The organism is Martinezella rhizogenes, from assembly GCF_000799715.1.
Lineage (GTDB): Bacteria > Pseudomonadota > Alphaproteobacteria > Rhizobiales > Rhizobiaceae > Rhizobium > Rhizobium rhizogenes_C.
In genome coordinates, this window is sequence record NZ_JUHG01000011.1 from 339,706 (window position 1) to 366,655 (window position 26,950).

30 protein-coding genes and 1 tRNA gene are annotated in these 26,950 nt (G+C 59.2%); 17 read left to right on the top strand and 14 right to left on the bottom strand.

Features of this window, described 5'->3' with window-relative positions:
* Nucleotides 1-30: 30 nt before the first annotated feature.
* Nucleotides 31-1,155, top strand: coding sequence for a hypothetical protein (locus EX00_RS05590; RefSeq protein ID WP_047454946.1), 1,125 nt, complete (start codon nt 31-33; stop codon nt 1,153-1,155).
* 20 nt (nt 1,156-1,175) lie between these two features.
* On the opposite strand, the gene EX00_RS05595 is transcribed toward EX00_RS05590, so the two are convergent.
* From EX00_RS05595 to EX00_RS05615, 5 genes are all read right to left on the bottom strand, one after another.
* Nucleotides 1,176-2,015, bottom strand: coding sequence for a lysophospholipid acyltransferase family protein (locus EX00_RS05595; protein ID WP_047457476.1), 840 nt, complete (start codon nt 2,013-2,015; stop codon nt 1,176-1,178).
* A gap of 108 nt (nt 2,016-2,123) precedes the next feature.
* On the bottom strand, nt 2,124-4,121 hold the full coding sequence (gene thrS / locus EX00_RS05600; RefSeq protein WP_047454948.1) for a threonine--tRNA ligase: 1,998 nt from the start codon (nt 4,119-4,121) through the stop codon (nt 2,124-2,126).
* Between the two features lie 123 nt (nt 4,122-4,244).
* Complete coding sequence (locus tag EX00_RS05605; protein ID WP_047454950.1) at nt 4,245-4,775, bottom strand: DUF1697 domain-containing protein; 531 nt, start codon at nt 4,773-4,775, stop codon at nt 4,245-4,247.
* 5 nt (nt 4,776-4,780) lie between these two features.
* Nucleotides 4,781-5,224 (bottom strand): membrane protein insertion efficiency factor YidD, encoded by a 444-nt coding sequence (gene yidD, locus EX00_RS05610; protein ID WP_047454953.1) that lies wholly within the window; start codon nt 5,222-5,224, stop codon nt 4,781-4,783.
* Nucleotides 5,225-5,352: 128 nt separating this feature from the next.
* Entirely contained in the window at nt 5,353-5,805 is a 453-nt protein-coding gene (locus tag EX00_RS05615; RefSeq protein WP_047454955.1) for an iron-sulfur cluster assembly scaffold protein, read from the bottom strand.
* A gap of 293 nt (nt 5,806-6,098) precedes the next feature.
* Between EX00_RS05615 and folE the strand changes: the two genes are divergently transcribed.
* From folE to EX00_RS05630, 3 genes are all read left to right on the top strand, one after another.
* On the top strand, nt 6,099-6,722 hold the full coding sequence (folE, locus tag EX00_RS05620; RefSeq protein ID WP_047454957.1) for a GTP cyclohydrolase I FolE: 624 nt from the start codon (nt 6,099-6,101) through the stop codon (nt 6,720-6,722).
* Nucleotides 6,723-6,747: 25 nt separating this feature from the next.
* Nucleotides 6,748-7,197, top strand: a complete 450-nt coding sequence (gene hisI / locus EX00_RS05625; protein WP_047454960.1) for a phosphoribosyl-AMP cyclohydrolase — start codon at nt 6,748-6,750, stop codon at nt 7,195-7,197.
* 116 nt (nt 7,198-7,313) lie between these two features.
* Nucleotides 7,314-8,279, top strand: coding sequence for a patatin-like phospholipase family protein (locus EX00_RS05630; protein ID WP_047454961.1), 966 nt, complete (start codon nt 7,314-7,316; stop codon nt 8,277-8,279).
* Between the two features lie 170 nt (nt 8,280-8,449).
* On the opposite strand, the gene EX00_RS05635 is transcribed toward EX00_RS05630, so the two are convergent.
* Entirely contained in the window at nt 8,450-8,884 is a 435-nt protein-coding gene (locus EX00_RS05635) for a CBS domain-containing protein (RefSeq protein WP_047454964.1), read from the bottom strand.
* Nucleotides 8,885-9,051: 167 nt separating this feature from the next.
* Nucleotides 9,052-9,822: a rhomboid family intramembrane serine protease gene (locus EX00_RS05640; protein ID WP_047454965.1), complete on the bottom strand. Its 771-nt coding sequence runs from the start codon at nt 9,820-9,822 to the stop codon at nt 9,052-9,054.
* A gap of 213 nt (nt 9,823-10,035) precedes the next feature.
* On the opposite strand from EX00_RS05640, the gene EX00_RS05645 reads away from it, so the two are divergent.
* From EX00_RS05645 to EX00_RS05675, 7 genes are all read left to right on the top strand, one after another.
* Nucleotides 10,036-10,665 carry a PAS domain-containing protein gene (locus EX00_RS05645; protein WP_047454967.1) on the top strand — a complete coding sequence of 210 codons (630 nt, stop codon included), beginning with the start codon at nt 10,036-10,038 and terminating at the stop codon, nt 10,663-10,665.
* A gap of 118 nt (nt 10,666-10,783) precedes the next feature.
* Complete coding sequence (locus EX00_RS05650; protein ID WP_047454969.1) at nt 10,784-11,413, top strand: PilZ domain-containing protein; 630 nt, start codon at nt 10,784-10,786, stop codon at nt 11,411-11,413.
* Nucleotides 11,414-11,485: 72 nt separating this feature from the next.
* Nucleotides 11,486-12,448 (top strand): prolyl aminopeptidase, encoded by a 963-nt coding sequence (gene pip, locus EX00_RS05655; RefSeq protein WP_047454971.1) that lies wholly within the window; start codon nt 11,486-11,488, stop codon nt 12,446-12,448.
* Nucleotides 12,449-12,848: 400 nt separating this feature from the next.
* The gene (locus tag EX00_RS05660; protein ID WP_047454973.1) at nt 12,849-13,454 is read left to right on the top strand and encodes a transglutaminase-like cysteine peptidase; all 606 of its coding nucleotides are present in this window, start codon (nt 12,849-12,851) and stop codon (nt 13,452-13,454) included.
* A gap of 335 nt (nt 13,455-13,789) precedes the next feature.
* Nucleotides 13,790-14,560: a hypothetical protein gene (locus EX00_RS05665; RefSeq protein ID WP_234708980.1), complete on the top strand. Its 771-nt coding sequence runs from the start codon at nt 13,790-13,792 to the stop codon at nt 14,558-14,560.
* Between the two features lie 117 nt (nt 14,561-14,677).
* Nucleotides 14,678-16,201: a D-alanyl-D-alanine carboxypeptidase gene (locus EX00_RS05670; RefSeq protein ID WP_080761207.1), complete on the top strand. Its 1,524-nt coding sequence runs from the start codon at nt 14,678-14,680 to the stop codon at nt 16,199-16,201.
* A gap of 129 nt (nt 16,202-16,330) precedes the next feature.
* The gene (locus tag EX00_RS05675; protein WP_047454978.1) at nt 16,331-16,606 is read left to right on the top strand and encodes a hypothetical protein; all 276 of its coding nucleotides are present in this window, start codon (nt 16,331-16,333) and stop codon (nt 16,604-16,606) included.
* Nucleotides 16,607-16,615: 9 nt separating this feature from the next.
* Here the strand turns inward: EX00_RS05675 and EX00_RS05680 are convergent, their stop codons facing one another.
* Both EX00_RS05680 and EX00_RS05685 read right to left on the bottom strand, forming a co-directional pair.
* Entirely contained in the window at nt 16,616-17,050 is a 435-nt protein-coding gene (locus EX00_RS05680; protein ID WP_047454980.1) for a DUF1489 family protein, read from the bottom strand.
* A 59-nt stretch (nt 17,051-17,109) separates the two neighbouring features.
* The gene (locus EX00_RS05685; protein ID WP_047454982.1) at nt 17,110-18,516 is read right to left on the bottom strand and encodes an L-serine ammonia-lyase; all 1,407 of its coding nucleotides are present in this window, start codon (nt 18,514-18,516) and stop codon (nt 17,110-17,112) included.
* A 199-nt stretch (nt 18,517-18,715) separates the two neighbouring features.
* On the opposite strand from EX00_RS05685, the gene EX00_RS05690 reads away from it, so the two are divergent.
* The 3 genes from EX00_RS05690 (at nt 18,716) to EX00_RS05700 (ending at nt 20,952) form a co-directional block, all read left to right on the top strand.
* Nucleotides 18,716-19,408, top strand: a complete 693-nt coding sequence (locus EX00_RS05690; protein ID WP_007696172.1) for a DUF599 domain-containing protein — start codon at nt 18,716-18,718, stop codon at nt 19,406-19,408.
* 68 nt (nt 19,409-19,476) lie between these two features.
* Nucleotides 19,477-20,466, top strand: coding sequence for a heparan-alpha-glucosaminide N-acetyltransferase (locus tag EX00_RS05695; protein WP_047454987.1), 990 nt, complete (start codon nt 19,477-19,479; stop codon nt 20,464-20,466).
* A gap of 12 nt (nt 20,467-20,478) precedes the next feature.
* The gene (locus EX00_RS05700) at nt 20,479-20,952 is read left to right on the top strand and encodes a methyltransferase family protein (protein WP_047454989.1); all 474 of its coding nucleotides are present in this window, start codon (nt 20,479-20,481) and stop codon (nt 20,950-20,952) included.
* A 5-nt stretch (nt 20,953-20,957) separates the two neighbouring features.
* On the opposite strand, the gene EX00_RS05705 is transcribed toward EX00_RS05700, so the two are convergent.
* A complete protein-coding gene (locus EX00_RS05705; RefSeq protein ID WP_047454991.1) occupies nt 20,958-21,344 on the bottom strand; it encodes a MerR family transcriptional regulator in 387 nt (128 codons plus the stop codon).
* A gap of 92 nt (nt 21,345-21,436) precedes the next feature.
* Nucleotides 21,437-22,855: a magnesium transporter gene (mgtE, locus tag EX00_RS05710; RefSeq protein ID WP_047454993.1), complete on the bottom strand. Its 1,419-nt coding sequence runs from the start codon at nt 22,853-22,855 to the stop codon at nt 21,437-21,439.
* 197 nt (nt 22,856-23,052) lie between these two features.
* On the opposite strand from mgtE, the gene EX00_RS05715 reads away from it, so the two are divergent.
* Nucleotides 23,053-23,547, top strand: coding sequence for a peptide deformylase (locus tag EX00_RS05715; RefSeq protein WP_047454995.1), 495 nt, complete (start codon nt 23,053-23,055; stop codon nt 23,545-23,547).
* Between the two features lie 65 nt (nt 23,548-23,612).
* Here EX00_RS05715 and EX00_RS05720 read toward each other — a convergent pair whose 3' ends face one another.
* A complete protein-coding gene (locus tag EX00_RS05720) occupies nt 23,613-24,125 on the bottom strand; it encodes a hypothetical protein (protein WP_047454997.1) in 513 nt (170 codons plus the stop codon).
* 240 nt (nt 24,126-24,365) lie between these two features.
* Nucleotides 24,366-24,450 (bottom strand) — tRNA-Leu (locus EX00_RS05725).
* A gap of 201 nt (nt 24,451-24,651) precedes the next feature.
* Here EX00_RS05725 and lipB point away from each other — a divergent pair.
* Entirely contained in the window at nt 24,652-25,368 is a 717-nt protein-coding gene (gene lipB / locus EX00_RS05730; protein ID WP_047454999.1) for a lipoyl(octanoyl) transferase LipB, read from the top strand.
* Here the strand turns inward: lipB and EX00_RS05735 are convergent.
* Complete coding sequence (locus EX00_RS05735) at nt 25,365-25,787, bottom strand: helix-turn-helix domain-containing protein (RefSeq protein WP_047455001.1); 423 nt, start codon at nt 25,785-25,787, stop codon at nt 25,365-25,367. The two genes, lipB and EX00_RS05735, sit on opposite strands and share 4 nt — an antisense overlap.
* 225 nt (nt 25,788-26,012) lie before the next feature.
* Between EX00_RS05735 and EX00_RS05740 the strand changes: the two genes are divergently transcribed.
* Nucleotides 26,013-26,948: a DMT family transporter gene (locus EX00_RS05740; protein ID WP_047455003.1), complete on the top strand. Its 936-nt coding sequence runs from the start codon at nt 26,013-26,015 to the stop codon at nt 26,946-26,948.
* Nucleotides 26,949-26,950: the final 2 nt, after the last annotated feature.

Consider the following 26,950-nt stretch of genomic DNA (forward strand, 5'->3'; position numbering starts at 1 on the left):
TTTTACAGGAAGTCAATCGGTTGGGAACTCATGTCAGGCATTTCATCCGCTCGCCGATTGAGCGTGGCTTTCGTCATGCTCGCAAGCCCGAGCACGGCTGCCTCGGCGCAGAATGCCTTTCAGGAGTTCAAGCAACTCGACGGCAGCATGAAGATGCCGAAGCTCAACGCCTTCGTGGCGCCGGACGGTGAGAATTCGCCCGCCCGGACTTTGCGCGACGTTTCGCTGGAAGCCAAGCTTGCACCCGACAGCGGCCCGCAGCAGCAGGGCTTGTCCTGGTATGTCTTCAGCCCGATAGCCGGCATTGACGGCAAGCTGCCGTTGGTGGCGAGCTCCAAGGGTGGTTCGGCCTCTTTCCATCTGCTGCCTGGCGATTATTTCGTCAATGTCTCCTTCGGTCGGGCCGGCGTCACCAAGAAACTTACCGTGCCCGATAGCGGAGTATCGCAGAAGCAGACCATGGTGCTGGACGCAGGCGGCATGGTGCTGAACGCCGTTTCCGGTTCTGACGTGCGCATCCCGCCGGATGAGTTGAGCTTTTCGATCTATGCCGGCGATGCCAAGGAAGACGGGGAGCGCGGCCTTGTCATGTCCGACGTCAAGCCCAAGACACTGGTGGGCCTCAGCGCCGGCACCTACCACATCGTCTCCGAATATGGCGCCGTCAACGCAGTCATCCGTGCTGATATTCAGGTCGAGGCCGGCAAAGTGACCGAAGCGACGATCCAGCACAGAGCGGCGAAAATCACCTTCAAGCTGGTTTCGGACGCCGGTGGCGAGGCTATCGCCGATACGGCCTGGTCGATCCTGACCTCCGCTGGCGATATCGTCGGCGAAAGCCTCAGCGCTTTCCCAATGATGGTGCTTGCCGAAGGCCAGTATACCGCAGTCGCTCGCAACAAGGACAAGATCTATCAGCGCGACTTCACTGTCGTCGCCGGCAGGAATACGGATGTCGAAGTGCTGATGAAGGAACAGCAGCCGCAGGACGCCGACGATCAGCAGCCCGCGCAGCAGCTTCCGGTGCAATTGCCACAGGCACAGCAGAACCAGGCGCCGGGCCTACCAGGCGTTTCAAGCCAACAGCGTCCCTTGCCGACCTACGAGCAATTGGCACCGTCCGCCGGCGATGATGGCGGCGATAGCATGGATTGACGAGGAAGCAGCCTTTTGTCTCAGCCGGCTTTTTTTCGCAGCGCCCGCTTCGGCGGCGCCATGGAAAACACCGCGCCATAGAGTTTCGACAACAGATCCTTGCGGTCGCTGCCCTCGCTCATCGCTTCCCATGTCATCAACTTGCCGACATGGGCGGTGATCGTGCTGCCGGAAAGGCGGCGGAACTCGCGGATCAATAGCGAGATGCGCAGCGTCATCGATACGCGGCTGGCGAGATGAAACAGCCGGCCGTTCTGTCCCTCGAAATAAATGGGAATGACGCTGGCGCGGGCCGCCTGAATGAGCTTTGCCGGAAAGATCTTCCACGGCAGGTCCTCGGCGCGGCCAAAGCCCTTCTTGGCGGTCGCGACGCCGCCGGCCGGAAAGACGATGATCGTCGTGCCTTCCTTGAGCAGGCGAACGGCCTCGTGGCGCGTCTTCATGTTGATCGCCATCGCCTCCTTGGTTTCCTCGAAGGAAACCGGCAGCGAATAGTCGTTCATCTCAGGCACTTTCAGCAGCTCGTTGTTGATCAGCACCTTGAAGGGACGGCCGAGCTCTTCGGCAAGCGCCAGGACGGCGATGCCGTCGCCGATACCGAAGGGATGGTTGGCGACGATGACGATCGGCGCATCGGGAATATCACGCGGCGGCCATTCGCCCTTGGTCACGAGGCGCACATCGATGAGATCGAGCATCTTGCCGAAGACGCGCTCACTTTTGCCGACGATATCGCTGCGCCAGATATCGTAGAGCCGGGCAAAGCGATCGCGGCCGGAAAGGCCTTCGATGGAGCGGATGAACCAGCGCTTGATGCGCGTATCCCGTTCATTGGCGTAGGATAATTCTTTGAAATCCAAATCCACGACGGGCTGCCCCGCTCCTTGTGCATCCAGGCGCATATATTACAAATCTATGTCAGTTATCTGACGGCGCGCTGAAGGCGCCGTCAGACGATATTTATTGTATCAAGCGAGTTTCGCAACCTTGGCCCGCTTGGCTTCGCGCTTGCGCAGAATATCCGGCGGAGTGGCCTCGAGCGAGAGCGACGCGATCGCCTCGTCCAGTGACATCGCCGTCTGCGCCTGGCTACCGAGGCGGCGGATATTGACCGAGCGCTCCTCGGCCTCTTTCTTGCCGCAGACGATGATCACCGGAACCTTCGTCACCGAATGCTCGCGGATCTTGTAGTTGATCTTCTCATTGCGGAAATCGGTCTCGACGGTGAGCCCGGCATCACGCAGCGCTTCGGCAACCTCTTCGCCGTAAGCATCGGCTTCAGAGGTAATGGTCGCGACCACGACCTGCAGCGGCGATACCCAGAGCGGCATATGGCCGGCGAAGTTCTCGATCAGGATACCGAGGAAGCGCTCCATCGAGCCGCAGATGGCGCGATGGATCATCACCGGCTGCGTCTTTTCGGAATGCTGGTCGATATAGAAGGCGCCGAAGCGTTCCGGCAGGTTGAAATCGACCTGCGTCGTGCCGCACTGCCATTCACGGCCGATGGCGTCCTTCAGCGTATATTCGAACTTCGGCCCATAGAACGCACCTTCGCCCGGCAGGATGCCGGTCTTAATGCGGCCACCGGACTGTTCCTCGATGGTTTTCAGGACCTCCATCATCACGCTTTCGGCACGATCCCAGAGTGCATCGTCACCGACGCGCTTTTCGGGACGGGTCGAAAGCTTGACGACGATCTCCTGGAAGCCGAAGTCCTCGTAGACCGACAGGATTAGGTCGTTGATCTTCAGGCATTCGGCCGCCATCTGCTCGTCGGTGCAAAAGATATGCGCGTCGTCCTGCGTGAAGCCGCGCACGCGCATGAGCCCGTGCAGCGCGCCCGAAGGTTCATAGCGATGCACGTTGCCAAATTCCGCAAGACGAATCGGCAGTTCGCGGTAGGACTTCAAGCCATGCTTGAAGATCTGGATGTGGCCAGGGCAGTTCATTGGCTTCAGAGCGAAGACGCGATCGTCGTCGGTGTCGTCGCCGGCGACTGTCACCTTGAACATGTTGTCGCGATACCAGCCCCAGTGACCGGAGGTTTCCCAGAGCGACTTGTCGAGCACCTGCGGCGCGTTGACTTCCTGGTAGTCGCCTTCCAGCCGACGGCGCATGTAGGAGACCAGCGTCTGGAAAATACGCCAGCCCTTGCCATGCCAGAAGACTACGCCCGGACCTTCTTCCTGGAAATGGAACAGGTCCATTTCGCGGCCGAGACGACGATGGTCGCGCTTCTCGGCCTCGGCGAGAATGTGCAGGTAGTTGTCGAGATCGGCCTGCTCGGCAAAGGCCGTGCCGTAGATGCGGGTCAGCATCGGATTGTTGCTGTCGCCACGCCAATAGGCGCCGGCCACCTTCATCAGCTTAAAGGCCGTGCCGATCTGGCCCGTGGAGGCCATATGCGGCCCACGGCAGAGATCGAACCAATCGCCCTGATAATAGATCTTCAGGTCCTGGCCTTCAGGAATGGCGTCTACGAGTTCCACCTTGTAGCGCTCACCCTTGTCGGCAAAGACCTGCTTGGCCTTTTCGCGCGACCAGATCTGTCTGGTGAAAGGCGCATTGCGCAGGATGATCTCGCGCATCTTCTTCTCGATGACCGGCAGGTCGTCGGGCGTGAAGGGCTCGTTCTTGGCGAAGTCGTAATAGAAGCCGTTTTCGATCACAGGGCCGATGGTCACCTGCGTACCTGGCCAGATCTCCTGTACGGCTTCCGCCATGACATGCGCCGCGTCATGCCGGATCAGCTCCAGCGCGCGACCGTCATTGCGGGTGATGATCTCGATCTTGCCGTCGGTCACCGGCTCGGAAAGGTCGCGCACGGTGCCGTCGATCGCAATAGCGACAGCCTTCTTGGCAAGCGACTTGGAAATGGATTCAGCGACATCCCGGCCAGTTGCGCCAGCATCGTAGCTGCGCACGGAACCATCGGGAAATGTCAGGGAAACGGATTGGGACATCGAAATTCTCCTTGTCCAGTCCCGCCAACGAATGCGGGTGGTTTCAACAGATGCGGTCAATCAATGTTGTTGAACGCGGTCGCCTGATAGCGATATTTCGCCGTTTAGTAAAGGAAAAGAGGCTTACGAGCTGATCATCCGGGCCACTCCGCGCACCGTATTCCAGTTACGCAATGTGCCGACGCCGAGGCGCTTGGTGGTGAGGGACGACAGCAGGCGCGTTTCACTCGCCTTGCCGCCAAAATCGATCCAGAGATCGCCATCGACAACGGCCAGTCGCTCCGGGTCGCTTCTGCGCTTTTCGAGTATTTCGATCACCGACGGATCGAGCGGTTTGCGCATGACACGGACGGCCACCTCGCTGCCCTCGCCGTCTGCGAACGGATTGCCGGCGACAAGCTTCATCCATGTCGCAGCGTCGCGCGCAATGATGTCGACGTGCTTGCTGAAAGTCCTGACGAAACCAGCTTCTAGCCGGCTCTCAATCTCCGCGATCGGCTGCTCATTGCCGTCGAAGAGTAGATTGCCGGTGGCGACCAGCGTTTTGACGTTGGTAAAGCCGAGGGCCTCCGCCATCGCCCGCAGATCGCTCATGACCACGCGGCGGCCGGCGGTGAGAATGATGCTATGAAGCAGTGCGACATACGTCGTCATGCCGTTTAAGCTGCTTTTCGGCCGATGATGAAATACCGCCAGGGTGTCCACCAATGATAGCGGTTTTCCAGAGCCTCCGGCACGGGGTCCAGCCCACTGGTGCCGCCAGGTCCGCATCGTGCCACCCGGAACAACGTCATCCAGCCGCCGGGCCACAGGCCGTGCCGGGCGATCGATTCGTAGCCATACTCCGAGCAGGTGGGAATATGGCGGCAAGAATTGCCGATGAAGCCGGAGAGGGTCAGTTGATAGAGGCGGATAAGGCCCATGCCGAGCAGCCGGTCGGGCGTCTTGCGGAAGGGGCCATGCCAATTACGACCTATCCGTCGTGTAGCATACCCCCCTCTGTCACTTTGTGACATCTCCCCCACAAGGGGGGAGATCGGTTTGGAGCTTACCGCTACTCCACCCTCATCCTCGTCCTCTTGTACAGAGCAGAGATAGCACATGCACTGCTACCTCGCGATATTTGATGGTATGTTCGGGGATGAACCGCATACTCCCAACAATCTCCCCCCTTGTGGGGGAGATGTCACGGAGTGACAGAGGGGGGTATGTGCTCTCCGCACAGAGATACTCACGATACAGCCTCAACAGCCTCGGCCCGCGCCGCCTCGATCTGCCCGATCGCATCCACCACGGCATCGAATGTCAGCATCGTCGATGCATGGCGCGCCTTATAATCCTTGACCGGCTTCAGATAGCGCATGTCCTCGAAACGGCCCGATGGCCCCTCGCCGTCCGCCTTCAGCATTGCAAGCATATCTTCGCGCGCTTTGCGCAGTTCTGTGGCGGTCGCGCCCACGACATGGCGGGCCATGATCGAAGATGATGCCTGTCCGAGCGCGCAGGCCTTGACGTCGTGCGCAAAATCGGTAACGACATCGTCGTCCATTTTCAGCCAGATCTTGACGCGGGAGCCGCACAGTCTGGAATGGGCCTGAGCGCTTGCATCGGCGTCTGAAAGGCTGCCAATGCGTTCGATATTGCCGGCGAATTCAAGGATCTTGCCGTTATAAATCTCGTCCATCATCGATTTCGCTCCGATGCACCCGTTTTGCGTTTCAAAACAAAAAACACACTGTGTCCCATCCGGACACTTTCACAGGGACAATGCCATACTATATGTATGTCGTTCGAAGACCACAAAATTGCAATGGTCTTCTGTAAGTTTGATGGGAAACCGTGCAGGACGGCAGGCTTGTCCGCCAGCCAGAACGCCCCGGAGCCCGCCAAAGGTGCACATTTTCCCATGTCATGGGGAATACCAGTGGCGAGTCCGACAAAACAAGATCCGCGGTGCGGATCAGGAGACCACAGGTAATGGACGCCATTGTAAAGAACTTTCCGCAAGCCATTGAATCCGATCGCGTATTGGATCGTCCGTCGCAGAAGGAAGCAGAAGACGCCGTTCGCGTTCTGCTTCGCTGGGCAGGTGATGATCCGCAGCGCGAAGGCCTGCTCGATACGCCGGCGCGCGTCGCCAAGTCCTATCGTGAGCTTTTCGCCGGCTACGACATGAACCCCGAGGACGTGCTTGGCCGCACCTTCGAAGAGGTTTCCGGCTACGATGACATTGTCCTCGTGCGCGATATTCCGTTCTACTCGCATTGCGAACACCATATGGTGCCGATCATCGGTAAGGCGCATGTGGGTTATCTGCCGAATGGTCGCGTGCTTGGCCTGTCGAAGATCGGCCGCGTCGTCGAAATCTTCGGCCGCCGCCTGCAGACGCAGGAAGCCATGACCGCCCAGATCGCCAATGCCATCGATGACTCCCTGCGTCCGCGCGGTGTCGCCGTGATGATCGAGGCCGAACATATGTGCATGGCGATGCGCGGTGTGCAGCAGCAAGGGTCTTCGACGCTGACGACGACTTTCACCGGTGCTTTCAAGGCCGATCCGGCCGAGCAAGTCCGCTTTATGACGATGGTCCGGAGCCGCTGACAGGGCTCCAGGGAAAGAGCCTGAGATGAATTTGGTATTCAACGCCCCTTCCGCGGACAAGTCCGAGCTAGAGGATGCGGGTGATTTCACGCCTCGTTTCGACGATCGCGGCCTGATCACCGCAATCGTGACCGATGCCCATGACGGCGAATTGCTGATGGTCGCGCATATGAATGCCGAGGCTCTGGCGCTGACCATCAAGACCGGGACGGCGCACTACTACAGCCGTTCGCGCGGCAAGCTCTGGAAGAAGGGCGAAACCTCCGGAAACCTGCAAACGGTGAAGGAGATACGCACCGATTGCGACCAGGATGCCATCTGGCTGAAAGTTGTAGTCGCAGGGCACGATGCAACATGCCATACTGGCCGCCGTTCCTGCTTCTACCGCACGGTCGAGCTGGAGGATGGAAAGCCGGTACTGAACGTGGTCGACGATCACCGGCATTTCGACCCCAGCGAAATCTACCAGAAATAGATCGGGCAACGAGTCTCCGCGTATCGATCGGGCGATAACCAAATACACGATTTGGAAACCAAAAAGGGACAGTATTTTAGCAAGGGGCACATAAAGGCCTCGGAGGAAGATGTGTCATGCTGAATTGGGGGTTGAATCGTCAGGGCGCCGGACAGACTTCGGCTGGTTCAGATCCGACGACCTCGCGCGACATCCTCGCCCCTCCCATTGCTCCTGCTCCTCCGAAGAAAGTGAAGATTGCGCTGGCGCTCGGTGGCGGCGCTGCTCGCGGCTGGGCTCATATCGGCGTGCTGCGTGCCCTGGATGAGGCGGGTATCGAGGTCGGCATGGTCGCCGGCACCTCCATCGGGGCTCTGGTCGGCGGCTGCTATCTCGCTGGCAAGCTTGATGAGCTGGAGGCTTTTTCCCGGTCTTTGACCATGCGACGGATCGCCAGCCTGCTCGATCTCACCATCGGCGGCAGTGGCCTGTTCGGCGGCATGCGGCTCACCAAGCGCATGCAGGAACACCTTGAAGGCCTGTCGATCGAAGATCTCGACCGCACATTCGTCGCCGTCGCCTCGGAATTGAACACTGGCCACGAGGTCTGGATCGCTAACGGCTCGTTGATCACCGCGCTTAGGGCATCCTATGCCCTGCCCGGCATTTTCGAACCGGTTCGCACCAATAGCCGAACGCTGGTCGACGGCGCTCTGGTCAATCCCGTGCCCGTTTCCGTCTGCCGCGCCTACGAACAGCCGCTCGTGGTCGCCGTCAACCTGAACTACGATCTTTATGGTCGCTCAGCCGTCGTCAAGCACAATGCCGGCCCGCCGACCAGCGACCAGCAACGCCGCGACGAGGCACCCTACACCAAGCTTGGCATGACCGGCGTGATGGTGCAGGCTTTCAACATCATCCAGGATCGGATCTCGCGCGCACGCCTTGCCGGCGATCCGCCGGATCTGTCTCTGCACCCGCGCCTCAGCGATATCGGTCTCTCGGAATTCCATCGCGCAGGCGAAGCAATCGAACGCGGCTATGAGGAGACATTGGCGAGACTTACCGAAATCCGGCGCATGCAGGAAGCCTATGCGCGGTAGGGCGTCAATAAAGGTCAAACTCTGAAGAGACCGAATTCGGAGCCGTTCTCGTTCGCAAAGGGCGGAATGAGATTTGCATATGCAGGCCCACCCGACCCTTCGCTTAGGCTCAGGGCGTTCGTCGCTGATTGACTCATGGATCGATTGGCTCGGCTTCGCTGAACCGCTCCTCACCCGGCAATATAAGCCTTGATCTGCTCGGCTTCGAGCTCGATTTCGCGGATGCGCCATTTGACAACGTCGCCGATCGAGATGATGCCGGAGAGCTTGCCTTTGTCTTCGACCGGGACATGGCGGAAACGGCGCAGGGTCATCACTTCCATCAATTCATCGGTGGTGGTCTCTTCCTTGCAGCGATGCACCTTCGCCGTCATCAGCGAGGCAATCGGCTGATCGAGACAGTCGCGACCGTGCTTCGCCACTGCGTTGACCACATCGCGCTCGGTGAATATGCCGGAAATCTTGCCTGCCATGCCGACAACGACGACGGCGCCGATGCGATTCTCATTGAGCATTTTGGCAGCTTCGGCAACGGTCGTATTACCCCCGGTGGTAACGACATCGCGGCCCTTGGTATCAAGTATGGCTTTTACGGAAACTGACATTCGATTCTCCCATTTCGAAAGCACAGTGAACATGCGAGCCTCGGATTTGTTCCGAAACCACCCCAAGGTTTCGGACCGCTGCTCCCGTCATCGGCCGCGTTGGTATCCTCCCACGTGCGCCGAATAGCCATGAATGTTGCGCCTGTGGGGTCAAGAAAGCAACAGCTTCATTCCGTTGATGCGGCAGGATTTTCGACTTCGACGCGAGGCTGCCGGTCGAATAGTGAAAACAGCAGGAATCCGAAGAGGAAGCCGCCGATATGCGCGTCCCAGGCAACCGGTTGCGAACTGTCGCCGACGAGCGTGATGCCGAAGGCGACCAGTGCATTGCCGGCGATCCACATCACGATATAGACGACGACTGTCCGGCTGCGCAGCGAGGCGAGGATCGACAGCCGCGGGTTGAGATGGGCTTGCCGTATGCCGATACGGCGGCCGTCCATGGCGGGAAAGGCAAAACGGCAGGCCGCTCCCATCAACCCTGAAACGACACCGGATGCGCCGATCAACAGGGTCTGGTCTCCCCAATAGATCGCGGCGTGCAGGAATGCAGAGGCGGCGGCCGAAAAAATCCAGAACATCACATAGCGCACGACGCCAATCCGGCGCGCGACGGGTGCTGCGAAGACCATCAGCCACAGCCCGTTGAAAACGATATGCTCGATACCGCCATGCAGGAGCGAATAGGTGACTGGCGTCCATAGCCACTCCAGCCCCTGCTGCGATAGCGGAAAGGCATAGCGGGCGGGAATGAAGCTGAAGGTGAAATAGAGCCAGTTCAGCGTATCGTCCGACCACCAGGGCAGGTTCTGAACAGCGAAGACGACAGCCAATAGCGCCAGGCTTGCGAGGATGACGGGGGGCAGATTGAAAACCGGAACGCGCTCCGGCGGCCGCGGATCTTCTGGCTGTGGGCGCGGCTGCTCTGCATTATCCATGTCTTGCTCTGAGGTCCTCAAAAGGGACTCGAGACATACAGCAGCGATTGTCAAAAAAAAAGCCATCCAACTGACGTGGACGGCTTGGTCGCGGCAGGCAAACGAGATCCTCTCTTAACCTTAATGGCCCGGCGTTGGCATGAAATAAGCATGGCAAGGTGCAAGGGCGATGAGCGCCCCGGTATTTGAACTGAAATGGGACACCGACGCGTCATGCGCCAGAAGACGAGCATCGAGATATTTACCTATTGGGAACAGCTGCGCGGTAGCGCGGATGCCCCCTTGCGCAATTTGATACAGCCTTCGGCGGTCCGCCACATCTTGCCGGAGCTGTTCATTCTGGAGCTCATGCCGCATGAGGCTCCGCGGTTCCGGCTGGCCGGGACAGCGATTTGCAGTCTCATGGGGCGCGAAATTCGTGGTGAGAGTTTTGCGGCACTTTGGGCGGGTAGCCAGATCGACGACCCGGTGCGCATTGCCACGGGCGTGATGACGCATGTGGTTCCCGCCTTGATCAATGCCACCGGCTACAGCATCAGCGGCCGGCATATGGCCTTCGAAATGGTGCTGATGCCAATGCGTTCGTCGAGTAATGTCTGCGACCGCTTGCTCGGCTGTCTGACGCCAGTTGCACATACGGCATGGCTCGGCAGCGAGCGTCTGGAGTTCCTGGCGCTCGACCGCAGCCGCCTGCTTCACGATCGCCCTGCCCGACCGGTCGAGCTGCCGTCGCATCCGCAACCCGCCGACTTGGCCGTCCCGCGAGATGCCGCTCGATTTGGTGAATTGATGCGCCGGATGCTGCAACTGAAAACCGGCATACGCGATTCTCGTATCGGTTGACCCGTCACGGCACAAATTCATGCGGTTTTTCTCAGTCATCACTCGGCAAAGACAACCTTACCTTAAGAAGTTTCGGCTAATGATTGTAATAAATATAGTCGGTTGAAGAAGCCCGTTCATGCATTCATTCCAGCCAGCTCAGACGATGCGGCCAAACCAAATGGCAGGGAATGCGCCTCGCAATGATCAGCGAACCTTTCAGCGGGTTCCGATCAACATGCAGGGCCGCCTGATGCTGGCCAGTTACGAAGAGTATGAGTGCCTGGTCACCGATATGTCGCCGGGTGACATGTATGTCACCTGCCTGGGCCGTCCGCGCGCCAATGAGCGCGTCGTGGCCTATATCGACCATCTTGGCCGGGTCGAGGGCCATGTAGTCGCCGTCGACGGTCGCGGCTTCAGCATGTCGATCAACGCGACCGATCGGAAGCGTGAGAAGCTCGCCGCCCAGCTTACCTGGCTTGCCAACAAGCATGAGCTTGGTCTTCCGGAAGATCGCCGTCACGACCGCTTGACCCCGCGCTCCATAAACAGCGAATTGACCCTGGAAGACGGCACTCTCTATGTCTGCCGCATCATGGACCTGTCGCTCTCGGGTGCCGCCGTCGATGTCGAGGCCCGTCCGCCGATCGGAATGCCCGTGCGTCTCGGCAATATGCGCGGCCGCGTCGTCCGCCACTTCATGGAAGGCGTCGCGATCGAGTTTCTCTCGCTGCAATCCCGCGAGACCTTGCGCGAATTCCTCTGATTCCGTCATCCTGACGTCACGTTGGTTCTAGAGACAGAGGCGCTTTACCCTCCTCTACCCGCGTGGTCGCCGATGAAGACGCTCTATCCGGAAATTACCCCTTATGATCAGGGCATGCTCGACGTTGGCGACGCCAACAGCATTCATTGGATGCAATCGGGCAATCCGAACGGTATTCCGGTCGTCATTTTACACGGTGGTCCCGGATCGGGCAGCTCTGCAAGCGCCCGCCGCTTCTTCGATCCGCAACATTATCGCATCATCCAGTTCGACCAGCGTGGCTGCGGCAACAGCCTGCCGCATGCATCGGAGCCGGAGATTGATCTTTCCGCCAATACCACTTGGCACCTGGTTGCCGATATCGAGCGGCTAAGGCTCTTTCTCGGCATCGAGCGTTGGCTGGTCTACGGCAACTCCTGGGGATGTACCCTGGCTTTGGTTTATACTCAGGCACACCCGGAGCGCGTCGCAGCCCTTGTCGTCGCGGGTGTGACCATGACGCGGCAATCCGAGATCGATTGGCTTTACAAAGGATTAGCTCGCTTCTTTCCCGAGGAATGGGAGCGATTTCGCGCAGGTGTTCCGGAGAGCCAGCGCGATGGCGATCTCGTCGCAGCCTATTATCAATTGCTCCGAAATCCGGATCCGACCATCCATCTCAAGGCCGCCATGGACTGGCACCAGTGGGAATCGGCTAATATCCTGGTCGATCCGCGTGCAACGCTGTCCGACCGTTGGGCCGATCCACGGTTCCTCATCGCAAGAGCCCGCATCATCACCCACTACTTCCATCATCGCGGTTGGCTGGAAGACGGACAGATATTGCGGGATATCGATCGGCTTGCCGGCATCCCTTGTACGATGATCCAGGGCCGGCTTGATCTCGAGGCTCCTCTTGGCACAGCATGGGAACTGTCGCGAGCTTGGCCCGCGGCGCGTTTGGTAATCGTTCCCAACGCGGCCCATTCACCGGGTGCGTCGGAGATGGCGGCAGCCATTGTCGAGGCAACGGACACATTTCGCGCACTCGCCTGAAGGCAGTAAAAAAATCAAAAATATTTTCTGATGTGCCGTCTCAAAATGGCACAACAAACGGAAATCCCCGGCATTCGGACGGCCTCTACTGTGTGCCGAGACAGGGAGTCGGCCTGCTTCATTAACGCCATTGGCAAAACAAGCCGCGTGGCTAATTTTAGCAAGCAGACAGAAAGTCATTCAAAAACAAGCGGATATGAGAAATCCAGCCACAGCGGCAAACGCGGGAAGATTTTCGAATTCCGATGGAAGTTACTTCAAAATTGATTCAAATTTTATTCTCATTTTATGACAATTCGACGCGTGTTTGAATAAACTAAGTGCTTAATTTAACTGCATAATTTTGCGTGAGGTAAAAGCCTGCATGTCATTCTGGTCCCAATAAAAAAGGGACATGGACATGAGCTTTCAATTTCTTCTTCGCGGATATGCCGCAGTAGCTCTCTTCACCTTCGGCTGTCTTGGCCTCGCCCACGCGACGCCTGCCAATATGACGATTACCGGCGATGCTGCGCCGCCAATCGGCCATTATCAGTTCTGCCGGGAAAATCCGACGGAATGCGCCTATGCTGGCGGCGATGCCGGTCCCGCCATCCTCACCGAAGATCGCTGGAAGACGATCCTGAACATCAACTACACGGTCAACACGACCATCAAGCCGATGACCGACATGGATCTCTATGGCGTCGAAGAAAAATGGGCGATCCCGACCACCGCGGGCGACTGCGAGGATTTCGCGCTGCTGAAGCGCAAGGACCTGATCGAAGCTGGCTTCTCCCCCTCTGATCTACTGATGACCGTCGTGCTGCAGCCGAACGGCGAAGGCCATGCCGTGCTGACGGTACGCACCGACCGGGGCGACTTCGTTCTCGACAACATGCGCAACAAGGTGAAACTCTGGTCGGAGACCGAATACACCTTCCTGAAGCGCCAGTCCGCCGACGATCCGGCTCGTTGGGTCAAGATTCAGGATGGCCGCGCCGTCGCTGTCGGCAGCTTGAAGTAATCGCCCCAACCTTGCGACCGCCGGCGGCCTAGCGCTGGCGGCGTGAGTAAAAGGCCCGGTCTGTCCCCAGATTTCTGTCCCGACCGGCGCCTCGGAGCCGTTCCCGCTGTCCCGGGAGCGGCTCTTTTCGTTTCGGACTGCATCCAACCGGAAATCCGCCCGAAGCTTCGAGAGACCATGGCCGCCATTAAATATGCGGGCCGACGTATTCTTAACTGCTCATTAACCATGAAGGCGGCAATCATTCCATATCGGGACTCATCAGGGGTCTCTTGCCGCAGCGGATACGTCGCCGACGATGATGTCCGATGCGGGTTGGAACCGAAGGCAAGAGCATGGCCCCTCCTCTTTCGTCCACCTCCATGATCGACGAGCAGCCGCTGATATCGAGCGGTCTGGTTTACCGTTTGACGGCCGGCATTGCCGTGCTCGCCGCCTTGACCGTCGCGATCACCATTGGAGGCCGCTGGCTCGGCGAGAAGATTTCGCTTGCCGGCCACACCGACAGCGTCAAGCCAATCACCGTAACGATCGGTGAGGATACGCTGCGCCTTGGTGCCAATATGATCCGCTTTCCGAGCGAACGGGCAAACGGCATCGCCGAACGCGTCGATCTCTATCTGACCTGGCCGCAGATGCAGGGCTACAGCGATACCGACCGGCTGCGTTTTGACGATATCTCGCAGTCCTCCTCGCTGATTTTCCTCCAGCTTAGCCAAAGCACCATGTCGCGTGACATGTCGGGCCGGCTGGAGCCGATCTATTCGCATCTGATGGAGGGGCAGGCCTTTGCCGGCCCGCACGGCCTGACCGCGCATCCGCTCCGCGCCGATGCCGGCTATAGCGGCGAAGTGCTTCTGACCGCGCCCCGCGCCGGCGAGCCTGATTATGTTGTTCGCTGCATCCTGCCCGCCTCGCCTGACCTTGCGACCAGCGGTGATTGCCAGAGGGACGTCAGGGTCGGCAAGGATCTGAGCGTCCTCTATCGTTTTTCGGCCAATCAGCTTGGCGATTGGCAGGCGATGGATGCGGCCGTTCAGGGCTTCGTCAAATCCCACCTCATCGACGCACCAAACGCCAGCGGCACTTCCGCAAGCGACGGCTAAAACGGTGCCTAAATTTGAAACCAACTGTTCATCATAAACCGATTGGTAACGCTAAGCCCCTACGTTGGAACCCAACGGACGTTCATGGAGGCGGCGGCCGGATAATTGAGACCGTAAATGCAAGCAGAGAGTGAAGTAGTGTCCCGATCAATTTTTTCCGCATCCTCATCGCAGTCCGGCAAGTTTTTGGCGAAGATGCTGTTTGGTCTCGCGATTTCGACGGCGACGGTAACCATGACCGTTGACGCGTCGTATGCAGCCGGCGGTACGAAATATGCGGGCATCGTCATCGATGCGAATACGGGCAATGTCCTCTACAGTGAGAATGCCGACACGCTTCACTATCCCGCGTCGCTGACCAAGATGATGACGGTGTATCTGACCTTCGAAGCGCTCGAATCTGGTCGGATCACACTCGATACGCCGGTAGTCTTTTCGAAGAATGCAGCCATGCAGGCGCCGACGAAGCTTGGTATCGGCACTGGCCGTTCGGTCACCGTGCGCGACGCGATCCTCGGCATCGTTACCAAGTCGGCCAACGACGCGGCCATGGCGCTTGGGGAAATGCTCGGCGGCTCGGAAGACAATTTCGCCCGCATGATGAACGACAAGGCCCGCATGCTCGGCATGACGCGCACGACTTATCGCAACCCGAACGGCCTGCCGAACACCGCGCAGATGACCACGGCGCGCGATCAGGCCCGTCTTGGCGTCGCTCTGCGCGAGCACTTTCCGCAATATTACGGGCTCTTCTCCACGACAAGTTTTCGTCTCGGCAACAGGGTGATCCCGGGACATAACCATCTGCTCGGCTCGGTCCGTGGCGTCGATGGCATCAAGACCGGTTATACGCGCGCCGCCGGCTACAATCTCGCGACTTCCGTAAAGGTTGATGGCCGCTCGATTGTCGGCGTCGTGCTCGGTGGCGCTTCAACGCCCGCCCGCGACAACCAGATGCGCAAGCTGATCGCTACCTATCTGCCGGTAGCGTCGACCAAGCATATTTCCTCTAACGTGGTCGCCCAGACCGTGGCGGAAACGCCGAATCTCCAGGCCGCGAGCGCCCGCATGGCGGCGGCCGGCAGTGTGAAGGCGAGCAAGGCAGAGAGCGCGGAGATCGAAGACGATCAGCAGCCCTCTAGCGCCGCAGCTTTTGCCGCGGTAGCGCCGAAATCGAGCAATCCGCTGCTTGCGACCAAGCAGAAGCAGCGCGCCGCATCCGACGAAGTCGCCTCCATTGCCCCGACGGCGACAGACGAGAGCGGCGAGGATGATGTCGATACGCTGACGACCGCCTCGACCTCAAAGTCCGAGACGAAGGTCATCAAGCCCCAGAAGGTTGAAAAAGCCGAGAAGGCGGAAAAGCCTGAAAAGATTACCAAGGCGAGCAAGGCTGAGAAGGGCCCAACCGGCTGGGTCGTGCAGATTGGCGTTTCCTCCAGCAAGGACGGCGCCGACGATCTGCTCGACAGAGCCAAGAGCAAGGGTGGCAAGTCATTGCGCTCGGCCAAGCCCTATGCAGTTGCCTACGACGGCGGATATCGCGCTCGCTTCGGCGGCTTTGGGGATCAGAATGCGGCGGTCAACGCCTGCAAGACGCTCAAGAAAGCCGGCGTGAAGTGCTGGGCGAGCTTGGAATAGCAGTGTGGCCACGGTTTTCGTGCCGCATTGTCAAGAGACTGTCGGGTTTCGCGTGGCGACACCCGGCTTTCCGGACCCGGATGTGTATCGGGCCGGCCCTGAGTTTGTAATGTGTTGCGGGGATATGAGATGGCGATGAACGAGAACTTTCCAGGTTTCTCGCTCGATGGCGCGGGAAAGATGAAACCGAAGGGCTTCGCCCTTCATCCGCTGCATGAAGCAGCATTGCGGCTGGCCGATCTCGGCCTTAACCGTTCGCGTTCGCGCAGCAAGACGAAAGACCTGATTGGTATCTTGCTCTGCCATGGCGCGCGCGCCTGGCGTTATTCACAGCCGGAAGCCAGTATTCGGCTACGCATCACTGCGCCAAGTGGCCAGGCACCGGTGCAACTGCGGCTGCGCTGAGCGCCAGCTTTACAGCAATCCCAATTCGGAAAGCTCGCGTCTCAAATCCGCGGGCAATTCGGCAACGCCTCCGAGACTGTCGAGGTCACGCGGCACATCTTCCTGCGGTAGATAACGCCATCCCTGAAACGCGCGGCGCGGCTGGCCGGCTGTCTCAACGACGCTCGGATCGAGGATCAGCCGGCAGCGATGGATGCCATCGACATCGGTGAAGGTTTCGATGCCCAGCAGCCTCTGCCGCGCCTGCACCTGCCCCTTGATCACCCAATAGAGCGAGCCGCCATCCAGAAGTTCCTCCATCCGCTTCGGCACCATCCGCGTCGTATGGGTGGTATGCGGCTCCAGGCCGGCGGCAATTGCGCTCATCGCCCGTTCGGAAACCCATTCGCGCAGATCCTCGAGCGAGTCTGCGCCCACACATAATTTGATCAGATGCAAAGCCATGACGCCGTTGAAATCCTTTTGACCGGCAGCGTCAAGCTTTTAGAGGTAAGCGTCCACACTCAACATTCCACCACATTCACCGCAAGGCCGCCGGTCGATGTCTCCTTGTACTTCTCGCTCATGTCGTAACCGGTCTGGCGCATGGTTTCGATACAGGCGTCGAGCGGCACGAAATGCTGGCCGTCGCCCTTGAGGGCCAGTGAGGCAGCGGTCACTGCCTTGACGGCGCCAAGCGCGTTGCGCTCGATGCAGGGCACCTGCACGAGGCCGGCGACCGGGTCGCAGGTCATGCCGAGATGGTGTTCGAGCGCGATTTCGGCGGCGTTCTCGATCTGCTCCGGCGAAGCGCCCATGACGGCGGCAAGTCCCGCAGCTGCCATTGCGGCCGCCGAACCCACCTCACCCTGACAGCCGACTTCAGCACCAGAGATCGAGGCGTTGTGCTTGATGATGCCGCCAACGGCTGCGGCCGTCAGCAGGTAGTTGCGGATGCCGTCCTGGTCCCAGTCCTCATGGAAGTGCTGGTAGTAGCGGATCGTTGCCGGGATGACACCAGCCGCCCCATTGGTCGGCGCGGTGACGACGCGGCCGCCGGCGGCGTTTTCTTCATTGACGGCCATGGCGTAGACGCTCAGCCAGTCGTTGGCGAGCAGCGGATTGATGCGGTTGCTGCGCCATTCCTCCTGCAGCTTGTCATGGATGGCGCGGGCGCGACGGCGCACCTTCAGGCCGCCAGGCATGATGCCATCGACCTTCAGGCCGCGATCGATACAGCTGCTCATTGCCGTCCAGATGCGATCGAGCCCGGCGTCGAGATCCTCGCTGCTCATGCGCGTCTCTTCATTGGCGCGCTTCATCTGTGCGATCGAAAGGCTCGAACGCTCGGCCATCTCCAGCATCTGCTTGGCGGTGGCGAAGGGGAATGGAATGCGTTCACCGGAAGAGGCCTTCTTCTTGTCGGCGCGCATCTGTTCGAGCTCGGTGTCGGTGACGACGAAGCCGCCGCCGACGGAATAATAGATGCGCTTGACGAGCAGGCGCTCATCCTTGTCGAAGGCGGAGAAGCTCATGCCGTTTGCATGGCCCGGCAACGGCACCTTCTTGTCGAAGATCAGATCGGTCTTCGGCTGGAACTGATAGGCCGGATGACCCGGCGGCGTGATGCGGCCGCTGCGCTCGACCTCGTCGATAACGGCATCCATCCGGTCGGGGTCGACCCGATCCGGGCGCTCGCCCATCAGACCGAGAATCACCGCCCTGCCCGTGCCATGGCCGATGCCTGTATGGGCGAGCGAGCCATGCAGGCTCACCTTGATCGAGGCGACATGCACATTCGAGGACGGCCGCGGCCACTCGCTCGACAGCACGAGGTCAAGAAACCGATTGGCGGCCGACATAGGTCCCATCGTGTGCGAACTGGACGGTCCGACGCCGATCTTGAAAACATCGAAAACTGAAAGAAACATGGACCTTTGGTGCCTCCTCGGCAAATCAAGCAATGACAAGGCTACGCTATCAGGGCAGCCCTGCACGGCGATCGACCGACATCGGATTTCATGCCTGCGACATAACATATAGGCTTGCAACGGCGCAAACATAAGGCCATTGCGCCCCAACAGGTGTGCGTTACAGTCTGGAACAGAAAGACTTGGAGAATCTGCCTTCATGACGACCGTCGACTATGTCGCCCTCGCCCTATTCATTTTTCTCTGGATTGCCCTGAACTGGATCACCAGCAGCGCCAGTTTCTTCAATCGCACCAGCCTGACGCTGGCGATGAACGAGCGCCGGCGCGAATGGATCCACAATTCGTTGCGCCGCGACCTGAAGATGATCGATACGCAAATCCTGGCCGGCCTGCAGAACGGCACCGGTTTCTTTGCCTCGACATCGATCTTCGCCATCGGCAGCTGCTTCGCCCTGCTCGGAGCCACCGACAAGGTCAATGCCTTTTTCGCCGACCTGCCTTTCATCCTCAATGGCGGCCGCGCCGCCTTCGAGCTCAAGGTGGCGGGGCTAGCCTGCCTGTTCGGCTACGCTTTCTTCAAATTCGGCTGGGCCTATCGCCTGTTCAACTATTGCACCATCCTCTTCGGGGCCCTGCCGATGCGGCAGGATGCCGAGCTCGATCCCGCGCGGGCGGAGCGGGCGGCCGAGCGCGTCATCCGTATGAACATCATCGCCGCGCGCAATTTCAATGCGGGTCTGCGAACCATCTTCCTGTCGATCGGCTATCTCGGCTGGTTCCTGAGCCCTTATGTCTTCATGGTCACGACGATGTTCATCATCATCGTTCTGGTCCGCCGGCAGTTTTTTTCCGATGCCCGTCTGGCCATCATGGATATCGATGTGCCATGACATCGCCGCGTTGGCGATGATGAAGCTGGCGCCGACGATCTGAATTCATGCCTGGAAGGACCTGCCAAATGGCCGTTATCGCCGAGAGTATCGATGCGCCGCAAAAGACGCCCCGCATCGGCATTCTGGACACGGCCCGTGGGATCGCGCTTCTGGCGATGGCGAGTTATCATTGCACCTGGGATTTCGAGTTCTTCGGCTATCTCGATGCGGGTACGGCAGAGACCGGCTGGCTGAAATTCTACGCTCGCGCCATCGCCAGCACCTTCCTGTTTCTCGCTGGTGTCAGCCTGGTGCTTGCCAACACGCCCGAAATCCGCTGGCAGTCCTATTTCAAGCGTCTCGGTATGATCGTTGCCTCCTCCGTGGCGATCTCCGCCGTCACCTTCATCGGCATGCGCGACGAGTGGATCTTCTTCGGCATCCTGCACAGCATCGCCGCCGCCAGCATCATCGGCCTGCTGTTCCTGCGCCTGCCGGCCTTCGCAACACTGCTGATAGCCGTGCTGCTCTTGGCCGGCATCATCGTCGACAATGTCATTGCGCCTTTTTCGCTGCACTCTGCTGTCTTTGACACGCCCTGGCTCTATTGGGTCGGCTTGTCCGAAAACCTGCCGCGATCGAACGACTATGTGCCGGTTTTCCCATGGCTGACGCCGTTTCTTTTCGGCCTTGGCATCGCGCAGTTGGCAATCTCGCTCGGCTGGCTCCGGCCTCTGGCGAAGCTGGGTCCCGGCCGCAACCTGATCGCCCGCGCTGGTCGCCACAGTCTGATCGTCTACCTCATCCACCAGCCGCTACTCTTTGGCCTGGTCTACCTTCTGTCGCTGGTTGCGCCCGCTCCGGCGCCAGACCCAACGGTCGGCTATATCAGGCAGTGTGAGGTGTCCTGTACACAATCGGGCAATGAAGCCATGTGCCGCAGCTTCTGCAAGTGCACGCTGGATCAGTTACAGACGCAGAACCTTTTCTCGCAGTTGGAATCCGGAGCAATTAAGGCAGATAGCGATGAACGGATCAGCCGAATCGCGCTACAGTGCACGGAACAAGCGCAATGACAGGGTTATTCGATGAATGCCTATCGTTCGAAGTCGCTGAGTTTTCCATGGCCGCCTTTATTATATAGTCTCGCAGTCATAACAGCGCTGTACCTGAACCAGGATTATCCAGTGCATCTGCCCTACCGATGGTTCGCCGTCTGCTGGGGTATCGGCGCTCTCTTGACCATCGCCGCGGTGACGCTGAATGTCTGGGCGGTAAAGACGCTAGTCGAGAGCCGCACGACCGTGCTGACGCAGCGCTGCACCGCGCATCTGGTGACCAAGGGGCCATTCCGCTTTACCCGTAACCCGACCTATCTCGGCTACACACTCTTGACGGCAAGCCTCGGCCTGATGATCGGCAACGTCTGGTTCGTCGCCATGGCGGCCGTGGCAGCCGCATTGACCACGCTACTGGTCATCCGCTGCGAGGAAATGCATCTGCTCTCCCGCTTCGGCTGCGAATTTGAATTTTACTGTAGGCATACGCGTCGCTGGATTTGAGGAGCTTACGTCCCCACACCGATGTCGGCCAGACGGCCGAGACAGGCTTCCTCGACATTGTCGAGTTCGGTCAGCGTGTCTTCGATATCCTTGCGCTTCTGGCGCAACTCGTTGCGTTTCTCATCGACGCGCTTCATCAGCAATTTCAGCTGACCCATCTCGCCCGGTGGTTCCTTGTAGACCTGAATGATCTCGCGGATTTCGGCGATGGTGAAGCCGATGCGGCGGCCGCGCAGGATTTCCATGATCAGCCGACGGTCGGCCGTGCGGAACAAGCGCGTGCGGCCCCTGCGCTCGGGGTGGATAAGACCTTCGTCTTCGTAGAAACGCAGTGTCCGGGTGGAAACCCCGAATTCCCGCGTCAGCTCCGTTATGCTATAGTATCTGTCCACCAGTCGTGCGCCCCTGTCTTGCAGAGGTCATAATATTGACTTTTACGTAATAGTCAATTTGTGCAGGACGGCACTCCCCCGCGCATTTCAGCCTAGCGAATGGCAAACCACCATGTCGCAAGACCAAGGAATGCAAAATACCCCGTACAATCCGTGACCGTGGTGACGAAGGCCGACGATGCGATGGCCGGATCGGCGCCGAAGCGATGCAGAATCAGCGGCAAAAGGATGCCGCCCAGAGCCGCGGCGACCAGGTTGATGATCATCGCCGCGCCGACGACCATGCCGAGCTGAACATCATGGAACCAGAAGGTGGCGACGGCACCCATGATAACGGCAAAAAGGATGCCGTTGACCAGACCGACGCTCGCCTCCCTGCGAATGACGCGGAAGGCGTTGTAGATGTCGATGTCGCCGGTGGCGAGAGCCCGCACGGTGACGGTCATCGTCTGGGTGCCGGCATTGCCGCCCATCGAGGCGACGATCGGCATCAAGACGGCAAGCGCCACCATCTTCTCGATCGCGCCATCGAAGACATCGATGATGCTGGAGGCGAGAATCGCGGTGATCAGGTTGACCGCTAGCCAGACGAAGCGTGAGCGCACGGTCGAAGCGACATTGTCCGACAGCTCTTCGTCACCGACGCCACCAAGGCGCTTGATATCTTCGTCGGCTTCTTCGTTGATGACGTCGACCACGTCGTCGATGGTCAGCACGCCGACAAGCCGCTGGTTCTCGTCAACCACGGCCGCCGATAGCAAGTCATATTGTTCGAAGAGCTGCGCCGCCTCCTCCTGATCCATCTCGGCCGGGATCGGGTGCGAGGTTTCGCGCATGATACCCTCGACCTTTGTCTGTCGTTTGGCCCTCAGGATACGGTCGAGATCGATGCTGCCGAGCAACTTGAAGGTCGGGTCGATAACGAAGATCTGGGTGAAGGCTTCCGGCAGCCCCTCTTCGTCGCGCATGTAGTCGATCGTCTGGCCAACCGTCCAGAATGGCGGCACGGCGACGAATTCCGTTTGCATGCGGCGACCAGCCGACCGCTCCGGGTAATCGAGCGCCCGTCGCAGGCGGACCCGCTCGGTGAACGGCAGTTGCGACAGGATCTCGTCGCGGTCTTCCTCATCTAGATCCTCGAGAATATAGACGGCGTCGTCCGAATCGAGCTCGCCGATGCCGGCGGCGATCTGGTCGTTCGGCATCTGGTCGACGATCTCCATGCGGATCGCCTCGTCCACCTGCGTCAACGCCGTCATGTCGAAGTCGTCGCCAAGCAATCGCACAAGCGCCAGACGTTCGTGCGGCGGCAGCGATTCGAGAAGATCGCCAAGCTCGGAATCATGCAGCCGCACGACATTCTGCCGCAGGAACGGAAGATCGTGCCGCTCGATCGCGTCGTTGACCTCGGTCAGGAAGTCCGAGCGGACGACGCCGTCCTCGTCATAGATGTCCGGGTTGGTTTCCGCGGAGGTCTTGCGAACGAGCGCGTCTTCGTCGGTCGTCGTCATTTGCCGCCTCGCATTCCGCATTTGCTTATGGGATTTCGAGATTCCGACATTGAGAATGACGGCTGAAAACCGATTGTCAACAATTGGATAGACGGAAATGCTGACATTTCGTATCGTGTTCGCAAGACGGTGGCGTCAGCCTCGCCTTGCCCCTATCCCTAGGCGGTGACCATGTCGTCCCGACAACAGAGAGCGCCGTGCCAGTTCGTCCCATCATCCGCTTCCCAGATCCCTTGCTGAAAACAGCCTGCGCGCCGGTGACCGTCTTCGACGACGGTTTGCGCAATCTCACCATTGATCTCCTGGACACCATGCGTGCCGCGCCCGGCGTCGGCATTACCGCCGCCCATGTCGGCGTGCTCCAGCGCGTCACGGTGATTGAACTCAGTCTGGAAGACGGCGTCCGCACCTATATCAATCCGGAGATTACATGGTTTTCCGAGGAAACCATGCGGCATGTGGAGGGCAGCGTGTCCATGCCCGGCATCACTGACGAGGTTGTCAGGCCGAGGGCCATCCGTTTCCGCTATCAGGATATAACGGGCGAAACCCATGACGCTGCTGCCGAAGATTTCCTGGCGGTTTGCATTCAGCATGAGGTCGATCAGCTCAATGGCCAATTCTGGCTACAGCGCCTTTCAAAATTGAAGCGCGATCGACTGGTAAAAAAATGGGAAAAAGCGCGCGATTGAGCGGCCCGCGCAAAAGATGCGGGCGCCTCTAGGGCGCCCGCTCGATTATCCGGTAATAAACCGGATTAGCTCTTGAGCTTGGTGTTGCAGAGGCTGTAGTAGCCGCCGCCCTTCTGGATCCACTTCAGGCCGCCGAGGCTGTTGCTGGCCTTGTTGGCATTGTAGGCGTCGACGCAAGTATGGAAGCGGGCCTTACCGGGCGTCTCGCTCGAATATTTGGTGTCGACGGCGCCCGGGAACTTCACGCCCGACGGAGCGACGGTCGTCGGCTTTGCTGGCTCCTTGGCCGGCGGCTTGGTGACATCAGGCTCGCTGGTGTCGACCTTGGCGGTCGTGGTCGGCTTGGCAGGCGTCGTTGTGGCCGGTGCGGTGGTGGTGGCTGCAGAAGAATCGGCACCGCACTGAGCGGCGCGGAAATCATTCCACTTCTGGCCGTTCAGAGTACCCGCATCCTTGGCAGCCTGGTATTTGGTGCTGCACTCTTTCATCGTTAGCGCAGAAGCCGGCGATGAGAGGGCCATCGAGCCCAAAACTGCAAAAGACGCAAAAGACATCAACAGGATGGCACGACTAGTCATTGGCAAATCCTCCGCTCTATGACGAATGTCGAAAGTATTAATCATCTCGCCTCTTCGATTTGTCAATTGACACACCGTCAGGGTTCGATGAGCGACACCATAGGGCGGCGAACATGAACGGTAACTGTACGAAAACATATATTTTTGCGTGCAAATTGGCTATCTGCGCAACTTAAAAGGATATTAAAAACTCCGATGGAGAGAAAAACAAAAAAACCCGCCGAAGCGGGTTTCTTGTTTTGGTGCGGTCGAGAAGACTCGAACTTCCACGGGTTGCCCCACAGCGACCTCAACGCTGCGCGTCTACCAATTCCGCCACGACCGCATCGTGGTAGTTGCTGGATTGCTCCGGCGGGGCTGCATGTAGCAAAAGCATTCGGGGGGCACAAGAGATATGTGTCAGTTTTTTTGAAGAGTTTCACAACTGTTTGAATTACCCTGTGAAAGCCTCCATATAGGCGGTGCTTGCCGGCCGCTCAGCTTTTGTCAGAGAAGCGTGGCCGCAGGCGTTTAAAGGACTGGCAGGATGCTACGCACCGATCTCGAACACCAAATGTTTCCGCTTATTGATTCACCACCAGTGCGCTGGCGCATAGCCGACTGTCCCGTGCCCTATGACGAGGCGGTGGCGACCATGGAGGCGGAAGTCGCCGCCATTGCGGATGGCCACGCGCCGGAGCTTGTCTGGCTGGTGGAGCATCCTCCTTTATATACGGCAGGGACCAGCGCTGACGCGGCTGATCTCATCGAGCCCGATCGTTTTCCGGTTTTCGCCACCGGTCGCGGCGGCGAATACACCTATCACGGTCCCGGCCAGCGCGTGGCCTATGTCATGCTGGACCTGAAACGCCGGCGTCAGGATATCCGCGCCTTCGTCGCGGCGCTGGAAGAAGTCATTATCCGCACGCTTGATTCGATGAATGTCCGCGGTGAACGCCGCGAGGATCGTGTCGGCGTCTGGGTGCGCCGTCCGGAAAAGCCATTGCTGCCGGATGGGACCATGACAGAGGACAAGATCGCGGCTCTCGGCATCCGCGTGCGCAAGTGGGTGACGTTTCACGGCCTGTCGCTGAACGTCGACCCCGACCTCAGCCATTTCTCCGGTATCGTCCCCTGTGGAATATCCGCCTATGGCGTCACCAGCCTTGTCGATCTCGGCCTGCCGGTGATGATGACGGATGTGGATATCCGCCTGCGCGAGGCTTTCGAGCAGGTCTTCGGTGAAACGGCCAATGACATCTAATGCGCAACGTCCTTGCTGACGTTGCGCAGCCTGATCTGATGGTCGAGCCGTTCGATCTGGCGCGTCGTCGTCTCGATCAGCCGGCCCATATCCTGATGGGCGGAGCGCAGTCGGGACAGTTCGCTCCTGACGGCTTCCAGCGCTCGTTCTTCACTATCCTCGCGCGGCCCGTCCCCCGTGCCGGTCATCAGCCAGGCTGGCGAAACACCGAACAGGCCGGCCATTGCGGCCAGAACGGCCGATTTTGGTTCCGAACGGTCGGATTCCCAGGCAAGCATCGTTTCCTGGTTCACGCCAAGCTGGCCCGCCAGTGATTCGAGGCTGATGCCGGCGGCATCGCGGGCCATGGAAATGCGTCCACCCAGGGTATCGTCGCTTTCATCCGAAAAAACGGTCGTCTCATGTTCCGTCTTCAACATCGGTGCGATCCTCCGTTTTGGTCGCGCCGGTGAAATTCTGAGCGGCGCGCTTAATTTTTAGCGGATTAACTCGGTAGAAATAGGTCTAAGGGCGTCATCAGGCCACCTCCATGTGTCCGATTTGAGAAAGTCCGGCACTTTACGTCAAATGGTGCAACCAATTGAAAAGCACAGGTTGCAGGTGATGCCTTGATCGAAGGGCATTCCTGTGATTGATGGCCTGCCATGTCCGTTCTCGCCACCGCTCCCGCCCAACAAAACCCTCTGCAAGGCATGGCCATCATGGCCGGTGCCATGATCGTGCTGCCGGTGATGGATGCGATCGCTAAATATATGGCGACCTTCGAGGGGATGTCGCCGGGACAGGTGACCTTCTATCGCTTCTTCTTTCAGCTGGTCTGCACCCTGCCACTGCTGTTTGCCGCGTTCGGCTGGGGAGCGCTTTCGGCCAAGCGGCCATGGGTGAACCTGTTGCGCGGCGCATTGCACGGCGCGGCGAGCCTGCTGTTCTTTGCAGCGGTCAAATACATGCCGCTTGCCGACGTCTTCGCGATCTATTTTGTCGAGCCTTTCATATTGACGGCGCTTTCAGCACTCTTTCTCGGCGACAAGGTCGGCTGGCGGCGCTGGCTGGCGATCATCGTCGGCTTTGGCGGTGCGATGATCGTCATTCAACCGAGCTTCGAGATTTTTGGGTTGAAGGCGCTATTGCCGGTCGCCTGCGCCTTTCTCTTTGCGCTCTACCTCTTCATGAATCGCGCCGTCGGTGAGGCGGATACACCGCTGACCATGCAGACCATGGCTGGTATCGGCGGCACGATCTTCATGATGGGCGCGCTGTGGATAGGAGCTTCGGCCGGCGCTACCGATTTCGCACTGTCCCTGCCCGCATCCCGGCTTGGTCTCGTACTGCTGCTGATTCTCGGTGCGGTGTCGGGCTATGCGCATATGCTGGTTGTCCGGGCCTTCCGGCTTGCGCCGCTGTCGCTGCTGGCGCCCTTCCAATATTTCGAGATCATCTCCGCCACCATTCTGGGCTACGCGCTGTTCGGTGATTTTCCCAATTTTTCCAAATGGATAGGCATCCTGATCATCGTCGGATCGGGCCTGTTCATCATCTGGCGCGAGCGGGTACAGGCGCGCTCAGCGAAATCGATCTGAGC

Coding starts and splice junctions, on each gene's coding strand:
- EX00_RS05670 (WP_080761207.1), top strand. CDS start 14,678: ATGCAAGCAGAGAGTGAAGTAGTGTCCCGATCAATTTTTTCCGCATCC.
- EX00_RS05615 (WP_047454955.1), bottom strand. CDS start 5,805: ATGGACGAGATTTATAACGGCAAGATCCTTGAATTCGCCGGCAATATC.
- EX00_RS05685 (WP_047454982.1), bottom strand. CDS start 18,516: ATGTTTCTTTCAGTTTTCGATGTTTTCAAGATCGGCGTCGGACCGTCC.
- EX00_RS05740 (WP_047455003.1), top strand. CDS start 26,013: ATGTCCGTTCTCGCCACCGCTCCCGCCCAACAAAACCCTCTGCAAGGC.
- EX00_RS05660 (WP_047454973.1), top strand. CDS start 12,849: ATGAGCTTTCAATTTCTTCTTCGCGGATATGCCGCAGTAGCTCTCTTC.
- EX00_RS05690 (WP_007696172.1), top strand. CDS start 18,716: ATGACGACCGTCGACTATGTCGCCCTCGCCCTATTCATTTTTCTCTGG.
- EX00_RS05700 (WP_047454989.1), top strand. CDS start 20,479: ATGAATGCCTATCGTTCGAAGTCGCTGAGTTTTCCATGGCCGCCTTTA.
- EX00_RS05720 (WP_047454997.1), bottom strand. CDS start 24,125: ATGACTAGTCGTGCCATCCTGTTGATGTCTTTTGCGTCTTTTGCAGTT.
- mgtE (WP_047454993.1), bottom strand. CDS start 22,855: ATGACGACGACCGACGAAGACGCGCTCGTTCGCAAGACCTCCGCGGAA.
- EX00_RS05680 (WP_047454980.1), bottom strand. CDS start 17,050: ATGGCTTTGCATCTGATCAAATTATGTGTGGGCGCAGACTCGCTCGAG.
- folE (WP_047454957.1), top strand. CDS start 6,099: ATGGACGCCATTGTAAAGAACTTTCCGCAAGCCATTGAATCCGATCGC.
- thrS (WP_047454948.1), bottom strand. CDS start 4,121: ATGTCCCAATCCGTTTCCCTGACATTTCCCGATGGTTCCGTGCGCAGC.
- EX00_RS05635 (WP_047454964.1), bottom strand. CDS start 8,884: ATGTCAGTTTCCGTAAAAGCCATACTTGATACCAAGGGCCGCGATGTC.
- EX00_RS05645 (WP_047454967.1), top strand. CDS start 10,036: ATGCGCCAGAAGACGAGCATCGAGATATTTACCTATTGGGAACAGCTG.
- EX00_RS05650 (WP_047454969.1), top strand. CDS start 10,784: ATGCATTCATTCCAGCCAGCTCAGACGATGCGGCCAAACCAAATGGCA.
- hisI (WP_047454960.1), top strand. CDS start 6,748: ATGAATTTGGTATTCAACGCCCCTTCCGCGGACAAGTCCGAGCTAGAG.
- EX00_RS05630 (WP_047454961.1), top strand. CDS start 7,314: ATGCTGAATTGGGGGTTGAATCGTCAGGGCGCCGGACAGACTTCGGCT.
- EX00_RS05605 (WP_047454950.1), bottom strand. CDS start 4,775: ATGACGACGTATGTCGCACTGCTTCATAGCATCATTCTCACCGCCGGC.
- EX00_RS05735 (WP_047455001.1), bottom strand. CDS start 25,787: ATGTTGAAGACGGAACATGAGACGACCGTTTTTTCGGATGAAAGCGAC.
- EX00_RS05640 (WP_047454965.1), bottom strand. CDS start 9,822: ATGGATAATGCAGAGCAGCCGCGCCCACAGCCAGAAGATCCGCGGCCG.
- yidD (WP_047454953.1), bottom strand. CDS start 5,224: ATGTGCTATCTCTGCTCTGTACAAGAGGACGAGGATGAGGGTGGAGTA.
- EX00_RS05665 (WP_234708980.1), top strand. CDS start 13,790: ATGGCCCCTCCTCTTTCGTCCACCTCCATGATCGACGAGCAGCCGCTG.
- EX00_RS05590 (WP_047454946.1), top strand. CDS start 31: ATGTCAGGCATTTCATCCGCTCGCCGATTGAGCGTGGCTTTCGTCATG.
- EX00_RS05675 (WP_047454978.1), top strand. CDS start 16,331: ATGGCGATGAACGAGAACTTTCCAGGTTTCTCGCTCGATGGCGCGGGA.
- EX00_RS05695 (WP_047454987.1), top strand. CDS start 19,477: ATGGCCGTTATCGCCGAGAGTATCGATGCGCCGCAAAAGACGCCCCGC.
- lipB (WP_047454999.1), top strand. CDS start 24,652: ATGCTACGCACCGATCTCGAACACCAAATGTTTCCGCTTATTGATTCA.
- pip (WP_047454971.1), top strand. CDS start 11,486: ATGAAGACGCTCTATCCGGAAATTACCCCTTATGATCAGGGCATGCTC.